General features: G+C 72.9%; 14 protein-coding genes. 7 read left to right on the top strand and 7 right to left on the bottom strand.

What is annotated here, in order from left to right; translation table 11 throughout:
* Positions 1-19 precede the first annotated feature (19 nt).
* Both AC0ZLC_RS08570 and AC0ZLC_RS08565 read right to left on the bottom strand, forming a co-directional pair.
* Positions 20-736, bottom strand: a complete 717-nt coding sequence (locus AC0ZLC_RS08570) for an RDD family protein (RefSeq protein ID WP_476751292.1) — start codon at positions 734-736, stop codon at positions 20-22.
* A 68-nt stretch (positions 737-804) separates the two neighbouring features.
* Positions 805-2769, bottom strand: coding sequence for an RDD family protein (locus AC0ZLC_RS08565; RefSeq protein ID WP_476751291.1), 1965 nt, complete (start codon positions 2767-2769; stop codon positions 805-807).
* Positions 2770-3033: 264 nt separating this feature from the next.
* Between AC0ZLC_RS08565 and AC0ZLC_RS08560 the strand changes: the two genes are divergently transcribed.
* On the top strand, positions 3034-3507 hold the full coding sequence (locus AC0ZLC_RS08560) for an SsgA family sporulation/cell division regulator (protein WP_476751290.1): 474 nt from the start codon (positions 3034-3036) through the stop codon (positions 3505-3507).
* 16 nt (positions 3508-3523) lie between these two features.
* On the opposite strand, the gene AC0ZLC_RS08555 is transcribed toward AC0ZLC_RS08560, so the two are convergent.
* Positions 3524-4930 (bottom strand): FAD-binding oxidoreductase, encoded by a 1407-nt coding sequence (locus AC0ZLC_RS08555; RefSeq protein ID WP_476751289.1) that lies wholly within the window; start codon positions 4928-4930, stop codon positions 3524-3526.
* A 92-nt stretch (positions 4931-5022) separates the two neighbouring features.
* Between AC0ZLC_RS08555 and AC0ZLC_RS08550 the strand changes: the two genes are divergently transcribed.
* The gene (locus AC0ZLC_RS08550; RefSeq protein ID WP_476751288.1) at positions 5023-6561 is read left to right on the top strand and encodes a tetratricopeptide repeat protein; all 1539 of its coding nucleotides are present in this window, start codon (positions 5023-5025) and stop codon (positions 6559-6561) included.
* A gap of 27 nt (positions 6562-6588) precedes the next feature.
* Here the strand turns inward: AC0ZLC_RS08550 and hppD are convergent, their stop codons facing one another.
* Entirely contained in the window at positions 6589-7734 is a 1146-nt protein-coding gene (gene hppD / locus AC0ZLC_RS08545) for a 4-hydroxyphenylpyruvate dioxygenase (protein WP_476751287.1), read from the bottom strand.
* Positions 7735-7856: 122 nt separating this feature from the next.
* On the opposite strand from hppD, the gene AC0ZLC_RS08540 reads away from it, so the two are divergent.
* Genes AC0ZLC_RS08540 through AC0ZLC_RS08520 form a run of 5 tightly spaced genes read left to right on the top strand, consistent with a single transcriptional unit; the run spans position 7857 to position 12164 of the window.
* Positions 7857-8327, top strand: coding sequence for an Lrp/AsnC family transcriptional regulator (locus AC0ZLC_RS08540; RefSeq protein ID WP_476751580.1), 471 nt, complete (start codon positions 7857-7859; stop codon positions 8325-8327).
* A 46-nt stretch (positions 8328-8373) separates the two neighbouring features.
* Positions 8374-9021, top strand: a complete 648-nt coding sequence (locus AC0ZLC_RS08535; protein WP_358851395.1) for an ABC transporter permease — start codon at positions 8374-8376, stop codon at positions 9019-9021.
* Entirely contained in the window at positions 9014-10294 is a 1281-nt protein-coding gene (locus tag AC0ZLC_RS08530; protein ID WP_476751286.1) for a betaine/proline/choline family ABC transporter ATP-binding protein, read from the top strand. Before AC0ZLC_RS08535 ends, AC0ZLC_RS08530 begins: the two co-directional genes overlap by 8 nt.
* Complete coding sequence (locus AC0ZLC_RS08525; protein WP_476751285.1) at positions 10291-11205, top strand: ABC transporter permease; 915 nt, start codon at positions 10291-10293, stop codon at positions 11203-11205. Before AC0ZLC_RS08530 ends, AC0ZLC_RS08525 begins: the two co-directional genes overlap by 4 nt.
* Positions 11202-12164 carry a glycine betaine ABC transporter substrate-binding protein gene (locus AC0ZLC_RS08520; RefSeq protein WP_476751284.1) on the top strand — a complete coding sequence of 321 codons (963 nt, stop codon included), beginning with the start codon at positions 11202-11204 and terminating at the stop codon, positions 12162-12164. The genes AC0ZLC_RS08525 and AC0ZLC_RS08520 overlap by 4 nt, the downstream gene beginning before the upstream one ends.
* A gap of 109 nt (positions 12165-12273) precedes the next feature.
* Here the strand turns inward: AC0ZLC_RS08520 and AC0ZLC_RS08515 are convergent, their stop codons facing one another.
* The 3 genes from AC0ZLC_RS08515 to AC0ZLC_RS08505 form a co-directional block, all read right to left on the bottom strand.
* Positions 12274-13059, bottom strand: coding sequence for a S16 family serine protease (locus AC0ZLC_RS08515; RefSeq protein ID WP_476751283.1), 786 nt, complete (start codon positions 13057-13059; stop codon positions 12274-12276).
* Positions 13060-13257: 198 nt separating this feature from the next.
* Complete coding sequence (locus tag AC0ZLC_RS08510; protein ID WP_476751282.1) at positions 13258-13899, bottom strand: IclR family transcriptional regulator; 642 nt, start codon at positions 13897-13899, stop codon at positions 13258-13260.
* A gap of 429 nt (positions 13900-14328) precedes the next feature.
* The gene (locus tag AC0ZLC_RS08505; RefSeq protein WP_476751281.1) at positions 14329-16128 is read right to left on the bottom strand and encodes a DEAD/DEAH box helicase; all 1800 of its coding nucleotides are present in this window, start codon (positions 16126-16128) and stop codon (positions 14329-14331) included.
* Positions 16129-16188: the final 60 nt, after the last annotated feature.

Raw genomic sequence — 16188 nt, 5'->3', positions numbered from 1 at the left:
GCCGTCCCACCGGCGTTTCTCACCGGGTCCTGACCACCACCGTCTTCGCCGCCTTGTCGTGCAGACCCTGCTTGTAGGGCCGGTCGAAGAAGCTCCAGCCGCCCGCGATCGCGGTCCAGACGCAGGCGCAGCAGAACGCGAAGGGGAGCCACAGCACGAGCGCCCGCACCAGCGAGGACTGCACGGAGGGCGTCGCGCCGTTGTCGAGGTTGGCCACCCGGTGGTTGAACAGCTTCTTGCCCAGGGTCTGGCCCGTCCTGCTGATCATGAAAGTGTCGTACGCGATGTAGAGGATCGCGGCGACGAGTTCCTGCCCGAACGACTTGCCGTACTCGATCTTGTCGGTGTCGACCGTGTACTGGGTGAAGCCGAAGCCCCAGGACAGCAGCCAGATGACGACACCGACGAGGATCATGTCGATGATCCTCGCGAGCACCCGCTTGCCGCTCTCGGCCAGCGGGGGCATCCCGGAGAGGGGTTCGCCACCGCCGTAGGGGCCGCCGCCGTAGGGATCGCCGCCCCCGCCGTACGGGGAGCCGCCACCGCCTCCGGGGGGTCCGCCGGCGCCGTACGGGCCGCCCCCTCCGTACGGGTCGCCGCCGCCGTACGGGTCGCCCTGGGGCGGCGGCGTGCCGTGTGGGGAGCCGCCGCCCTGGGCCGGCGGGGGCTGCTGCTTCTTGAACGGGTCGTCGTCCGGGAACTGACCGGAGCCGGGGGGCGGCGGTTCGGTGCTCATGGCCCGAGTCGACCGCGAACCCCCCGGCTCCGCATCCGGCGCGGGGCCGTCCGGGCTACGGGCGCGGGTCAGGCGGCCACGAAGGTGTGGGCCGCCTTGTCGTGCAGGCACTGGCGCCAGGGCCGGTCGAACAGGCACCACACGACGCCCACGAGCCCGATCGCGAGGACACCCGGGACGCTGTAGACGAGCCAGCGGCGCAGCGCCAGGGCGAAGGTCGGCGGCTCGCCGCCCTCGATGTCCCGCACCTGGAGACCGCAGAGCTTCTTGCCGAGCGTGCGGCCCCATCTGGCCGTGGGCAGCACCTCGTAGAGGACCCCGAAGAGGAGCAGCACCGCGAGAACGACACCGAGGCAGGTGGTCGTGGTGCCGTCGAGCAGCCACACCGTGACGGTCTCGCCGGACTGCTTCGCCGCGTCGATCTTGTCGTTGACGTGGTCGACGGCCCTCGTGCCGAGGGGTACGGCGGCCACGGCGGTGACAGCGGCGACGACGACGGTGTCCACGAGCCGGGCGGCCAGCCGCCTGCCCAGCCCCGCCGGGCGGGCGGCGGCCTGAGCGCGCGCCGCCGCCTGGAACACGTCGTCGACGGGTGGTTTCCACGGGACGACGGGCTGTCCCTCGTCGGCCGCGCCGGCCAGCCGGTGCACCTGCTGCGCCCAGGACGGCTGGCCGCCGCCGGCCCCGGGGCTCATCGGGGTGGCGGCCGGGCCCGCGGACTGCGGGGGGACCGTGCCGGACGGGGTCTGCGGGGCGACCGCTCCCGCGGGGCCGGTCTGCGGCCCGGCCGGGCGCTCCGTGCGCGGGGAAGGCGTACGCGGGGCCGTGCCCTCGGGGGCGAGGGGGCCGTCGGCCGTGCCCGCCGACTGCCCCGCACCGGCGGGTCCGGGGACCCGCGGCCCGCCGGGACGGCCGGTCCCGGCACCCGCGGGTCCGAAGGTGCCGCCGCCCGCGGACGCGGCGTGCCCGGCGCGCTGGGCACCGATGCTCCCGGCCTCCGCGGCCACGTGCCCCGCACCGGCGGGCCCGAAGACCCCGGCGCCTGCGCCTGCGCCTGCGGAACCGGCGTTCCCCGCGCCGGGGTTCCCGGCGCCCGCGGCACCGAAAGTCCCGGCGCCCGCACCGGCGTTCCCGGCGCCCGGCGCACCGGCGTTCCCGGAACCCGCGTTCCCCGTGCCCGCGGCACCGAAAGTTCCCGTACCCGCACCCGCGTTCCCGGTCGTCTCCGTGCCGTACGCCCCAGCGCTCGCGGAACCGGGGTTCCCCGTACCGGCGTTGCCCGCCCCGGCGCCGGCGCTCCCGGACCCCGCCGGTCCGAAGCCCCCTGCCCCCGCGGGACCGGTGTTGCCGGACCCCGTCGGGCCGAAGTTCCCCGCGGACGTGCCGGCGCCGGCCGGGCCCGTCGCGGTGCCGGGGCGGGAGGTGCCGCCGGGCAGGCGGCGGAAGACGAACGTGCCGTCCGGCGCGGGCAGGCGCGGGGAGTCCTCGTCGGCGGTCGCCGGGGGGATCGTCGTGGTGCCGTCCGTGCGGGTGGACCTGCCGTCGGGCTGGGCGACCGGGTCGGCCGGCCCGCCCGCGCGCGGGACGCGCGGGTCGGCGCTGCGGTCCGCGCCCCACGAGACCCGGCGGTCCTGGTCCCCGCCGAAGCCGGACTGCCACGACCGGTCGGCGCCCCAGGCGGACGCGGGCTCGGGCCGGCTGCCGTGCTGGGCCTCGGCCGGGGGCACCCGGTGCGGCTCGGCCGGGGGCTGCGGGTCCTCGTCGAAGAAGTGCGGGCCCGTCTCCTCGGCCGCCGGGGTCCCGCCCCGCGCGGCCGGGACCGAGTGCCCGGGAGCGGGCGCCGGGCCGGGCCCGGAGGCGGGACGCGGGCCGGCGGGCGACGCGAGGGGCACCCCGTCCGTCGGCGCCGGACGGCTGGTGCCCGGCACCCAGGAGGCGCCGTTCCAGTACCGGACATATCCAGGAATGGAGGGGTCCGGGTAATACCCCTCGCGGGGCCTGTCGTCACCGGGTGCCGGGGTTGGGGCGCTCATGTCCGTCGTCCCGTATCTGCTCGGGGGTTTTTGGGGGGTCCACATCTATCAGACCGGCGCGCGTACCACTGGCGCTCCCGCCGTACCCACCCCATCGGGGCAAGGCCGCGCCACCTCCCGCGCTCCTGGCGCCGAAGCTGTCCGGGACAGTGCGCGCGGGTGTCGGGAAACCCTTCCGGACCCGCGTAATGATCCGGGCGCCCCGCGCTCTCCACTCGTGCGGGCCCTTTCCGCGGGCCCGATCCGGAAAGGAAGCGCATCGACATGCACACCGTGGTGGAACGCGAACTCGAACTGAAACTCGTCCTGTCGCCGGAGCGCAGCATCCCGGTGCCGGCGCGGCTGACCTATCGCACCGACGATCCGTACGCCGTCCACGTCACCTTCCACGTCGGCTCGGACCATCCGGTCGGCTGGACCTTCGCGCGCGAGCTGCTCGTGGAGGGGGTGTTCCGGCCGTGCGGGCACGGTGACGTGCGGGTGTGGCCGACGAAGGTCGCGGCCCGCGGTGTCGTCCTGATGGCGCTGAACTCACCCGACGGCGACGCGCTGCTCGAGGCGCCCGCCGCGCAGGTGTCCGCCTGGCTGGAGCGCACCCTGCGGGCGGTCCCCCCTGGCTCCGAGGCGGAGCAGCTCGGCCTCGACGACGGCCTCGCCGAGCTGCTCGCGCCGACTCCGGCCGACGACCTGTGGCTGCGCGACCCGTGGCCGTCGGACGAGTCGCCGGACGGTGAGTGAGCGGCCGAGACAGGCCCTACAGCACCTTGCCCGGGTTCAGGAGGCCGAGGGGGTCGAAGGCGGCCTTGATGCCGCGCTGCATCTCCACGCCGACCGGGCCGATCTCGCGCGCCAGCCACTCCTTCTTCAGGACGCCCACGCCGTGTTCGCCGGTGATGGTGCCGCCGAGTTCCAGGCCGAGGGCCATGATCTCGTCGAAGGACTCGCGGGCACGCCGGGACTCGTCGGGGTCGGCCGCGTCGAAGCAGACGGTGGGGTGGGTGTTGCCGTCGCCGGCGTGGGCGCAGACGCCGATGGTGAGGGCGTACTTCTCGGCGATCCGCTCGACCCCTTCGAGCATCTCGCCGAGCCGGGAGCGCGGCACGCAGACGTCGTCGATCATCGTCGTGCCCTTGGCCGCCTCCAGCGCGGGCAGTGACAGCCGGCGCGCCTGGAGGAGCAGTTCGGACTCGGCGGCGTCCTCGGCCGGCACGACCTGGGTGGCGCCCGCCGCCTCGCACAGCGCGCCGACCGCCGCGAGGTCGGCGGCGGGGTCCGGGGTGTCGAAGGCGGCCAGCAGGAGCGCCTCGGTGGTTTCCGGGAGGCCCATGTGGGCGAGGGCATTGACGGCGCGCACCGTCGTGCGGTCCATGAGTTCGAGCAGGGACGGGACGTGGCCGCCCGCCATGATGCGGCAGACGGCGTCGCAGGCGGCGGCGGCCGAGGCGAACTCGGCCGCGAGCACCAGCTGTTGCGGCGGCCGGGGCTTCAGGGCCAGGACGGCCCGTACGACGATGCCGAGCGAGCCCTCGGAGCCGACGAAGAGGCGGGTGAGGTCGTACCCGGCGACCCCCTTGGCGGTGCGGCGGCCGGTGCGGAGCAGGCGGCCGTCGGCGAGGACCACGTCCAGGCCGAGGACGTACTCGGCGGTCACCCCGTACTTCACGCAGCACAGGCCGCCGGAGGCCGTGCCGATGTTGCCGCCGATGGTGCACATCTCCCAGCTGGAGGGGTCCGGCGGGTAGCACAGGCCGTGTTCGTCGACGGCGCGGGAGAGCGTCGCGTTGACGACGCCGGGTTCCACGACGGCGATCCGGTCGACGGGGCTGATCTCCAGGATCCGGTTCATCCTGACGAGGGACAGCACGATGCAGCCGTCCGTGGCGTTCGCGGCGCCCGACAGGCCGGTGCGGGCCCCCTGGGGGACGACGGGGACGCGCAGCTCGGTGGCGGTGCGCATGACGTGCTGGACCTGTTCCACCGTGCGGGGCAGGACGACGGCGGCGGGGGTGCCCGCCGCGCAGAAGCTCGCCATGTCGTGGGCGTAGGAGGCCGTGACGTCCGGGTCGGTGAGGACCGCCTCGGCAGGCAGGCCCGCGAGCAGACGGTCCACGAGGTTGCCCGTCGCTTCGTCGCGCGGGGCTTCGATACGGCTCATGATCACAGCGTCGCACCCGGGGCCATCGGTGTGAACCCCGGATACGGCACCCTTCGAGTGCCGGGACGCGGTCTTAGTGTTGACGCACAGTGAGCGGCATGGTGATCGCACAATTCCCGCCGGATCCCGTCCGGCCGAGCCGCTCCCCCCTCGTGCGGCGCGTGCTGACCGGCACCGCCGTGGCGGGTGCCGTCCTGGGCGGTGTGCTGGTGCTGCTGCCCGAAGGGCGGCAGCCCCCGCCGCCCGCGCCTGGGCCGATGGCCCGGACGGTGACGGCGGTCGGGGCCGGGGTGCCGGTGGCGCTGCCCGATCTGGCCGCGCTGATCGCCCAGCGCGAGGCACGGGTGCGGACCCGTCCGCGTGACGGCCGCTCGTGGGCCCTGCTGGGCACCGCCTACGTGGAGCAGGGCCGGCGGACGGCCACGCCCGCCCTCTACCCGAAGGCCGAGAAGGCGCTGCGTACGGCGCTGGGGACGGGGACGGCGAGGAACGGGACGACGCTGGACGGGCTGGCCGCGCTGGCCAACGCCCGGGGCGACTTCCGGACGGCGAAGAAGTGGGGCGAGGCGGCGGTCGCGCAGGCTCCGAAGCGGTGGACGGCGTACCCGCAGCTGCTGGAGGCGTACGAGGGCCTCGGCGACCACAAGGCCACCAAGAAGACACTCGACCGGCTGCTGGAGCTGCGGTCGGGGCCCGCGGTCATGGCCAGGGCCGCCCAGGTGTACCGGGACCGCGGGTGGCGTGAGGACGCCGCCGCCGCTCTCGCGGACGCGGCGGCCGGTGCGGGGACCCCCGCGGCGCGGGCCGCCTATCTGTCCCGGTCGGGTGACCTGGCCTGGGAGCGGGGCGAGCCGGTGGACGCGCTGCGCCGGTACGAGGCGGCGCTGCGCACGGATCCCGACGAGCATTCCGCGCTCGCCGGACAGGGGCGGGCGCTGACCGCGCTGGGCCGTACGTCGCAGGCGCTGAGCGCCTACCGGACCGTGCTCGCAAAGCAGCCGTCACCGGGCTACGCCCTGGAACTGGGCGAGCTGTACGAGTCGCTGGGGCTGGGCGGGGCGGCCCGGGTCCAGTACGACCTGCTGCGGGCGCGGGCGCGGGAGGAGGCCGCCGGGGGCGTCGACGTCGAGCCGGTGCTCGGGCTGTTCGAGGCGGACCACGGGGACGCGCGCTCGGCCGTGCGCCGGCTGCGCGAGGAGTGGCGGCGGCACCCCGGGATCCCCGTCGCGGACGCGCTGGGCTGGGCGCTGCACCGGGCCGGGGAGAACGAGGAGGCGCTGGAGTTCGCGACGCGGGCCATGGACAAGGAGCACGGCGGCGGGGTCCGCAGCGCCCTGTACGCCTACCACCGCGGGCAGATCGAACGGGACCTGGAGCGGTACGGGCCGGCCCGCCGCCATCTCCAGGAGGCGCTGCGCATCAACCCGCACTTCTCCCCGCTCCTCGTCCCGGCGGCCGAGCAGGCGCTGGCGGCCCTGGGCGAGCCTCCCGCACAGGGGCTGCCCGAGGACGCGGAGCCGTCGGGGGAGGAGGCGGAGGCGGTGGAGCCCGGGCCGAAGCCGTCGGCCGCACGGCCGACGGCTTCGGGCGGGGCGACGGCTTCGGGCGGGTCGGCGGCGCCCGCCCCGGGGCGCTAGGGCTCCCGCTGAGCGCCGGGGCGACGGCTACAGGTTGCCGCGCTTCTCCTGCTCCCGCTCGATGGCCTCGAACAGGGCCTTGAAGTTGCCCTTGCCGAAGCCCATCGAGCCGTGGCGCTCGATGAGCTCGAAGAAGACGGTCGGGCGGTCCTGGACCGGCTTGGTGAAGATCTGCAGCAGGTAGCCGTCCTCGTCCCGGTCGACGAGGATCTTCAGTTCGCGGAGCGTCTCCACGGGCACCCGCGTCTCGCCCGCCCATTCGCCGAGGGTGTCGTAGTAGGAGTCGGGCGTGTCCAGGAACCGGACGCCGCCCGCCTTCATCGTGCGCACGGTCTCGACGATGTCGTTCGTGTTCAGCGCGATGTGCTGGACGCCCGCGCCGCCGTAGAACTCCAGGTACTCGTCGATCTGGGACTTCTTCTTGGCGATGGCCGGCTCGTTGATCGGGAACTTGACCTTCAGGGTCCCGTCGGCGACGACCTTGGACATCAGCGCCGAGTACTCGGTCGCGATGTCGTCGCCCACGAACTCCTTCATGTTCGTGAAGCCCATGACCTTGTTGTAGAACGCGACCCACTCGTTCATCCGGCCGAGCTCGACGTTGCCGACGCAGTGGTCGATGGCCTGGAAGGTGCGGCGGGCGGGCGGCGCGACGATCGGGTCGGCGGCCACGTACCCGGGCAGGTAGGGGCCGTCGTAGCCGGTGCGCTCGACCAGGGTGTGCCGGGTCTTGCCGTACGTGGCGATGGCCGCGAGGACGACCGTGCCGTGCTCGTCCTTCATCTCGTACGGCTCGGCGAGCGGGCGGGCCCCGTGCTCGACGGCGTACGCGAAGGCGGCGCGCGCGTCCGGGACCTCGATGGCGAGGTCGACGACGCCGTCGCCGTGCTCGGCCACGTGCCCGTCGAGGAAGCGGCCCCAGTCGGTGGCGGGCTTGACGACGGAGGTGAGGACGAAGCGTGCCGAGCCGTTGGTGAGGACGTACGACGCTGTCTCGCGGCTGCCCGTCTCCGGTCCGGAGTAGGCGACCAGCTGCATGCCGAAGGCGCTGGAGTAGTAGTGCGCCGCCTGCTTGGCGTTGCCCACGGCGAAGACGACCGCGTCCATTCCCTTCACCGGGAAGGGGTCTGCCTCGCGCGCGGTGCTGGGGGTGTGGTGGGTTGTCTGAGTCATGGCGGCAGCGTCGCCCCGTTCCGCAAGGTGCGCAATAGTTTGCGAATCGACTGGGCAGTCTGTCCGGAGAAAGGCCCGTAGGATCGGGCGTTCTGTACAGGATGACCACCCCGGAGGCCCGCGTGGCGATCGATCATCTGGACGGTCGGCTCATCGTGCTGCTGGCGCGGGAGCCACGCATCGGCGTGCTGGAGATGTCCCGGCGCCTAGGCGTCGCGCGCGGCACGGTGCAGGCCCGCCTCGACCGGCTTCAGTCGAATGGAGTCATCCGGGGGTTCGGCCCGCAGGTCGACCCCGCGGCCCTCGGGTATCCCGTGACGGCGTTCGCCACCCTGCAGATCCGGCAGGGGCAAGGCGCGGACGTGCGGGCGCACTTGGCGACCGTGCCCGAGGTGCTGGAGCTGCACACCACGACCGGCAGCGGGGACATGCTGTGCCGGCTGGTGGCCCGCTCGAACGCCGATCTCCAGCGGGTGATCGACCGGGTTGTCGGCTTTGATGGCATCGTCCGGGCCTCCACGGCGATCGTCATGGAGAACCCCGTTCCGCTGCGGTTCATCCCGCTGGTGGAGCAGGCGTCGGGAGACTCCTGACGCGGGGGCCGAGCCCGGCGGTGCGCCGTCGTGAGGGGTGAGGCCCGTGACTTTCTGGGAGTACCTGAGCAGTCGCCACCAGCAGCTGCTCACCGACGCGTACCAGCACGCGAGCGCCGTCTTCCAGTGCATGGTCGTAGCGACGCTCATCGGCGTGCTCATCGGCGTCGTCACCTACCGCAGCGACTGGGCGGGCAGCCTCGCGACCACCACCACGTCCACCATCCTGACCATCCCCTCACTCGCGATGATCGGTCTGCTGATCCCCGTCGTGGGCCTCGGTGTGCCGCCGACGGTGATCGCGCTGACCCTCTACGGGCTGCTGCCGATCGTGCGCAACGCGATCGTGGGTCTGCGCGGGGTCGACCCGTCGCTGGTGGACGCGGCCAAGGGCATCGGGATGTCGCGTGCCGCCCGGCTGCTGCGGGTGGAGCTGCCGCTGGCCTGGCCGCCCATCCTCACCGGCATCCGGGTCTCCACCCAGATGCTGATGGGCATCGCGGCCATCGCGGCGTACGCCTCGGGGCCGGGCCTCGGCAACGAGATCTTCCGCGGCATCGGCTCGCTGGGCAGCAAGAACGCGCTCAACCAGGTACTCGCGGGCACGCTCGGGATCATCATCCTGGCGCTCCTCTTCGACGCCGCGTACGTCCTCGTCGGACGGCTGACCATCCCGAGGGGGATCCGTGTCTGATACCACCGACACCGCGACCGCGCCGGCCGGGACGCGGGACGCGCCGGCCACCGGCGCCACGATCGAACTGGAGAACCTCACCAAGCACTATCCCGGCAGCAGGGAACCCGCGGTCGACAGCGTCAACATGGAGATCAAGGCGGGCGAACTGGTCGTCTTCGTGGGCCCGTCGGGCTGCGGGAAGTCCACCACGCTCAAGATGATCAACCGGCTGATCGAGCCGACCGGCGGCCGGATCCGCATCGGCGGCGAGGACGTCACCGACATGGATCCGGTGAAGCTGCGCCGCAAGGTCGGCTACGCGATCCAGGCCTCCGGTCTCTTCCCGCACATGACCGTCGCCCAGAACATCGCGCTGGTGCCGAGGATGACCGGCTGGTCGAAGCAGCGGATCAGGGCGCGGGTGGAGGAGATGCTCGACCTGGTCGGCCTCGACCCGGGCGAGTTCCACGGGCGCTACCCGCGTCAGCTCTCCGGCGGCCAGCAGCAACGCGTCGGCGTGGCCCGGGCGCTGGCGGCCGACCCGCCGGTGCTCCTGATGGACGAGCCGTTCGGCGCGGTGGACCCGATCACCCGCGACCACCTCCAGGACGAGCTGATCAGGCTCCAGCACGAACTGCACAAGACGATCGTCTTCGTCACCCACGACTTCGACGAGGCGATCAAACTGGGCGACCGGATCGCGGTGCTGCGCGAACGCTCGCACATCGCGCAGTTCGACACCCCGGAGGCGATCCTCACCAACCCGGCCGACGACTTCGTCTCAGGTTTCGTGGGCGCGGGCGCCGCCCTGAAACGGCTCAACCTGACCCGGGTACGGGATGTGGAGATCACCGACTATCCGACGGTCACCGTCGACGACCCGCTCCAGGACATCTTCAACAGGCTCCGGTCGAGCGGTACGAACGAGATCCTGCTCCTCGACAAGCGCGGCCGCCCCTACAAATGGCTGCGTCGCGGCGACCTGATGCGCGCGCGGGGCTCGCTGGCGCGGGCGGGCACGCTGGTGCACGACACGGTGACCCGGGACGCCACCCTGCGGGACGCGCTGGAGGCCGTGCTCACGGACAACGCGGGCCGGGTCGCGGTCACCGGGCGGCGCGGCGAGTACACCGGCGTCGTCGACATGGAGACACTGATGAACTCCGTGCACGAACTCCTGGAGGCGGACCGGCTGGACGCGATGGAGCACCAGCACGAGCTGGAGGAGGCCCGCGCCCAGCAGACCCGTCACGACCAGGAGGGCGCCGAGGACGGGGAGACGCGAGCGTGAACGGTCCGAAGACGCCCGCGGACCGCCGCCCCGAGGGCGAGCACGAGGTCAAGGGACTCGCCTTCCGCGACGACGCCGCAGCCGCCGCGGAGGCCGAGGACGCGGTGGACGGCGCCGGTACGGCCGGGCGAGACGCCGGCGTCGCCGCTCCCCCGTCGCCCGCCGCCACCCGCCGCCGCGTCACCTGGCAGAAGCTGACCTTCCTGCCCGCCGTCCTGGTGGCCGTCCTGCTCGCCACCTGGCTCTGGTTCCGGCAGGCCGACCTGGACCCGATCTCGAAGAACGCCCTGGCGGCCGGCCTGGTCGCCAAGGCGCTGCGCCAGCACATCCAGCTGACCGTGATCTCCACGTTCTTCGTGCTGATCATCGCGATCCCGCTGGGCATCCTGCTGACCCGCAAGGCCTTCCGGAAGCTGGCCCCCGTCGCCATGACCTTCGCCAACATGGGGCAGGCCACCCCGGCGATCGGTCTGCTGGCGCTGCTCGTCATCTGGCTCGGCACCGGCCAGCGGTCGGCCCTGATCGGCATCACGATCTACGCCATCCTGCCGGTTCTGTCCAACACGATCGCGGGACTCAAGGCCAACGACCCGACGCTCCTGGAGGCCGCCCGGGGCATCGGCATGTCCTCCCTGGGCGTCCTGTCCCGCGTCGAACTCCCGCTGGCCGTCCCGCTGATCCTCGCGGGAGTGCGCACCGCCCTCGTGCTGAACGTCGGTACGGCGACCCTCGCGACCTTCGGCGGCGGCGGCGGGCTCGGCGTCCTGATCACCACGGGGATCACCACCCAGCGGATGCCGGTCCTGGTGCTCGGCTCGATCCTGACGGTCGCGCTAGCGCTCCTGGTGGACTGGCTGGCCTCGCTCGCCGAACTGCTGCTGCGGCCCCGCGGACTGGAGGTGGAGTCATGAGGCGTGTGTGTCTGCTGCCGGCCGGACTGCTGGTGCTGGCCTCCGCCTGCGGGCTGACCAGCGGATCCCCCATGGTCGACGACGTCGAACCCGGCTCGATCGGGCAGGGCCGCCCGCTCGACGGCGTCGACCTGACCGTCACCTCCAAGGAGTTCACGGAGCAGCTGATCCTCGGGGCGATCATGGGCATCGCCTTCGAGGCGGCCGGCGCGGAGGTCCTGGACCGCACCGGCATCCAGGGCTCCATCGGCTCCCGGGAGGCCGTCAGGAACGGCGACGCGGACGCCGCGTACGAGTACACGGGCACCGCCTGGATCACGTACCTCGGGAACAGCGACCCCATCGGCGATCCGAACAAGCAGTGGGAGGCGGTCCGTTCCGCCGACAGGAAGAACGGCGTCACCTGGCTGCCGCCGTCCACCCTCGACAACACGTACGCGCTCGCGATGAACCAGGGCAACTTCAAGAAGTACCGGACCACCACGCTCTCCGGGGTCGCGGCGCTCAGCAGGAAGGACCCCAGGGCCGTCACGCTGTGCGTGGAGAGCGAGTTCGCCAACCGGGCCGACGGGCTGCCCGGCATGGAGAAGGCGTACGGCATGAGCGTGCCCGCGGCGAACGTCACCCAGATGGACACCGGCATCATCTACACCCAGGTCGCGAAGGGGAGCTGCACCTACGGCGAGGTGTTCACGACCGACGGGCGGATCAAGTCGATGAACCTCGTGGTGATGAAGGACGACAAGGGCTTCTTCCCGCACTACAACGCGGCACCGATGATCAATACGAAGACGCTGGAGAAGCATCCCGCCATCGCCCAGGTCCTGGACCCGATCACCAAGAAGCTGAACAACTCCATGGCCCAGGCGCTCAACGCCAAGGTGGACGTGGAAGGGCAGGACCCGCACGAGGTGGCCCTGGACTGGCTGACGCAGGAGGGCTTCGTGAAGCAGAACTGAGGGCTGTGCCGGGGGCCCGGGGCGGTGGATCCTCAGCCGGGGCCCCGGGCTGCGGTGCCGGGGGCTGCGGCGCCGGGGCTGCGGTTGCGGCGGTCGGTGCCGGCCGGGGTCAGCAGCTCGGGACCCGGCCCTTGCCCTTCTCCAGCGCGACCAGGGAGCCGACCGCGCCCTTCAGCGTGGTCACGGGGATCAGCCGCAGCCCCTTCGGCAGGTCGGTCCTCGCGTCCGCGCACTCGGCCTTCGGCACCAGGAACACGGTCGCGCCGTCCCGCCGGGCGGCCTGCGTCTTGAGGGCCACGCCGCCGACCGCGCCCACCTTGCCGTCGGCGTCGATCGTGCCCGTACCGGCGACCGTGCGGCCGCCCGTGAGGTCGCCGCCGCCGCCGTCGCCGTCCAGCTTGTCGACGATGCCGAGCGAGAAGAGGAGTCCCGCGCTCGGCCCACCGACGTCGGCCAGCTTCAGCGTGACGTCGACGTCCTTCTCGTGGAGGTAGGAGAGCGCGGCCTCGGTCGCGGTGTCCTGGGACTTCTTCATCTGCTCGGCGTTGTGCCGCTCGATCTCCCTGGTGCTGTCCCCGCTCGGGTAGACCGAGTCCCGCGGCATCACCGCCCGGTCCGTACGGAACCAGCTGTCGACGACGTCGCCGAGGCCCACGTGCGTGTCCGGGCCGGTCGCCTCGATCGTCGTCATACGGAGCTGGCCGCTCGTCCTGCGCGTCGTGGCGCCGGTGATCGTGATCACGGGGGCGCCCTTGTTCTTCCCGAGGACGTCCGCCGTCATACCGGGCTGCGCCAGGGAGAACGGCAGCGGCGCGAACACAGCCGTGGCGAGCAGGGCCACGACGGGTACGGCGCAGACGGCGAGGGCCTTGGGGCGCGGGAGGCGAGAGAGCACGGGATCAATCTAACGTGAGGGCACGTTTCGTCCGGGGCGGGTGGCCGGGGGCCGCCTGCGGGCGACGGCCGGCGACGGCGTCGATGGCCTACCGGTCAGGTCGGCGCGGGGCGTCCAAGGCGTCCCCTGCCGGGCCCACGCGGGGCCTCGAAGACCACCCGGCCGGTCGGCGCGGGGCGCCCGCGGCCTGCCGACCGGTCAGCGCAGGGCGTCGGCGACCTCCCTGGCCGCGTCGACCACCCGCCGCCCCACCCGTTCCGGGACGGAGTCCGCGAGCATGACGACACCGACGCTGCCCTCGACCCCGGTCACACCTATGAGGGGCGCGGCGGCTCCGCTCGCTCCCGCCTCCAGCTCCCCGTGGGTCAGCGTGTACCCGGGCTCGGCCACCGGCGCCTGCCGGGCGGCCAGGATCGCGCGGCCCGCGGCACCCCGGTCCAGCGGATGCCGGAAACCGGCGCGGTAGGCGACGTGGTAGTCCGTCCACGTCGGCTCCACGACGGCGACGGCGAGAGCCTCGCTCCCGTCGACGAGGGTGAGGTGAGCGGTCGCCCCTATGTCCTCCGCCAGCGCCCGCAGCGCCGGCAGCGCGGCCTCGCGTACCAGCGGATGCACCTGGCGGCCCAGGCGCAGCACACCCAGCCCGACCCGGGCCCGGCCGCCCAGATCACGGCGTACGAGAGCGTGCTGCTCCAGGGTGGCGAGCAACCGGTACACGACGGTCCGGTTCACGCCCAGCTTGTTCGAGAGTTCGGTGACGGTCAGCCCGTGATCCGTGTCGGCGAGCAGCTTGAGGACACGCAGTCCCCGGTCGAGCGTCTGGGAGGTCTCCGCGGTCACGACGCCCACTCCTTCGTGGTGAGGGCCGACGGACCCCTGCACGGCGGTTGCGTCACCGGTCCCGTCGGCGACGCGCCTCAGAGGCCGCCGGTCGGCAAGCGACCCGGGTGCCCCGGGCGGAGGCGCTTCACGGCTGCGCTCCGCGGCGGCGCTGCCACGGGGCGTGTGCGTAGCGGGACAGTAGCGAGCCGGTCCGCTCAGCGGAAGGCTCCGTCCAGAATCCGGGCGCCGCTCACCGCGCGGCGGCTCCGTTTGCCCCGGTACGCGTGGCGTGCGCACACCCCGCACACCCCACCCGCACGCCGTGCGCACCGTCGGCCGCAGGGAGCACCCGAGGGCACGGCGACCGCACCCCACTGGCACCCGTACCCGTACTCGCACCCGCACCCGCACCCGCACCCGCACAGCCGTCGCCGTGCCCCGCGGGGCTCAGCGCATGCGCGTGGCCCACTCCTGGACCTTGGCGATGCGCTGGCGCAGCTGGCCGGCCGTGGCCTCGGCGCTCGGCGGGCCGCCGCACACCCGCCGCAGCTCGGTGTGGATCACCCCGTGCGGCTTGCCGCTCTGGTGGACGTACGCGCCGACCATCGTGTTGAGCTGCTTGCGGAGCTCCATCATCTCCTTGTGGGAGACGACCGGCCGTCGCTCCGCGGGGAGCTCGAGGAGGTCGGCCGCCTCGTCCGGCTTCTTGCGGCTGTGCGCGATCTGCCGGGCCTGCCGCTTCTGCAGCAGCATCTGGACCTGGTCGGGTTCGAGGAGGCCCGGGATGCCGAGGTAGTCCTGCTCCTCCTCGCTGCCCGGGTGGGCCTGCATGCCGAACTCGGCACCGTCGTAGAGGACCCGGTCGAAGACGGCGTCGGACTCCAGCGCCTCGAAGGGCAGCATGTCCTGCTCGCCGGTGTCCTCGTCCTCCTCGCGGTTCGCCTCCTCCATCTCCTTCTCGGACTCGGCGTACGGGTCCTCCTCGCCCTCCTTCCTGGGCTTGTCGAGGACGTGGTCGCGCTCGACCTCCATCTCGTTGGCGAAGCCGAGGAGGTCGGGGATGGTGGGCAGGAAGACCGAGGCCGTCTCGCCGCGCCGCCGGGACCGTACGAAACGGCCCACGGCCTGCGCGAAGAACAGCGGTGTCGAGATGGTGGTGGCGTACACCCCGACCGCGAGACGGGGGACGTCGACGCCCTCGGACACCATGCGGACGGCGACCATCCACCGGTCGTCGTTCTGGCTGAACTCGTCGATGCGGTTCGAGGCGCCGGTGTCGTCGGAGAGCACGACGGTCGGCTTGCTGCCGGTGATCTCCCGGATCAGCTTCGCGTACGAGCGGGCCGAGTCCTGGTCGGAGGCGATGACGAGCCCGCCGGCGTCCGGGATGCCCTTGCGCACCTCGGTCAGCCGCTGGTCGGCGGCGCGCAGCACGCTCGGCATCCATTCGCCGCGCGGGTCCAGGGCGGTACGCCAGGCCTGGCTGATCGCGTCCTTGGTCATCGGCTCGCCGAGGCGGGCGGCGATCTCGTCGCCCGCCTTCGTCCGCCAGCGCATGTTGCCGCTGTAGGAGAGGAAGATGACGGGCCGCACGACGCCGTCACCCAGGGCGCTGCCGTACCCGTACGTGTAGTCGGCCGAGGACCGCCGGATCCCGTCGTTCCCCTCCTCGTAGGTCACGAAGGGGATGGGGTTGGTGTCGGACCGGAACGGCGTACCGGTGAGGGCGAGGCGGCGGGTGGCCGGCTCGAACGCCTCCAGGCAGGCCTCACCCCACGACTTGCTGTCTCCCGCGTGGTGGATCTCGTCGAGGATGACGAGCGTCTTGCGCTGTTCGACGCGGTTGCGGTGCAGCATGGGCCGCACACCGATGCCGGCGTAGGTGACGGCGACGCCGTGGTAGTCCTTGCCGAGCGGCCCCGCGCTGTACTCGGGGTCCAGCTTGATCCCTATCCGCGCCGCCGCCTCCGCCCACTGCTTCTTCAGATGCTCGGTCGGCGCGACCACGGTCACCTGCTGCACGACATGGTGGTGCAGCAGCCAGGACGCGAGCGTCAGCGCGAAGGTCGTCTTGCCGGCCCCGGGGGTGGCGACGGCCAGGAAGTCGCGCGGCTGCTCCTGGATGTACCTCTCCATCGCCCCCTGCTGCCAGGCACGCAGCTTGTTCGCCGTGCCCCAGGGGGCGCGGCCCGGAAAGGCAGGTGAAAGGTGGTGGGAGGTGGAGGAAGAGGCGGCGGTGGTAGTCACGGTCTCCGGGGGTGGTCGATCCGAGGGCGCCGTCCGCTACGCGCGTCGGTGGGGCTGTGC

Source organism: Streptomyces sp. GLSS-08 (assembly GCF_056387915.1).
The sequence above is the reverse complement of the archived record's forward strand: the minus strand, read 5'-3'. Positions and strand labels throughout refer to the sequence as shown.

Excerpts from the sequence above, each read along its gene's own strand:
- AC0ZLC_RS08550 (WP_476751288.1), top strand. The coding sequence starts at position 5,023 with ATGGTGATCGCACAATTCCCGCCGGATCCCGTCCGGCCGAGCCGCTCC.
- hppD (WP_476751287.1), bottom strand. The coding sequence starts at position 7,734 with ATGACTCAGACAACCCACCACACCCCCAGCACCGCGCGCGAGGCAGAC.
- AC0ZLC_RS08560 (WP_476751290.1), top strand. The coding sequence starts at position 3,034 with ATGCACACCGTGGTGGAACGCGAACTCGAACTGAAACTCGTCCTGTCG.
- AC0ZLC_RS08570 (WP_476751292.1), bottom strand. The coding sequence starts at position 736 with ATGAGCACCGAACCGCCGCCCCCCGGCTCCGGTCAGTTCCCGGACGAC.
- AC0ZLC_RS08520 (WP_476751284.1), top strand. The coding sequence starts at position 11,202 with ATGAGGCGTGTGTGTCTGCTGCCGGCCGGACTGCTGGTGCTGGCCTCC.
- AC0ZLC_RS08565 (WP_476751291.1), bottom strand. The coding sequence starts at position 2,769 with ATGAGCGCCCCAACCCCGGCACCCGGTGACGACAGGCCCCGCGAGGGG.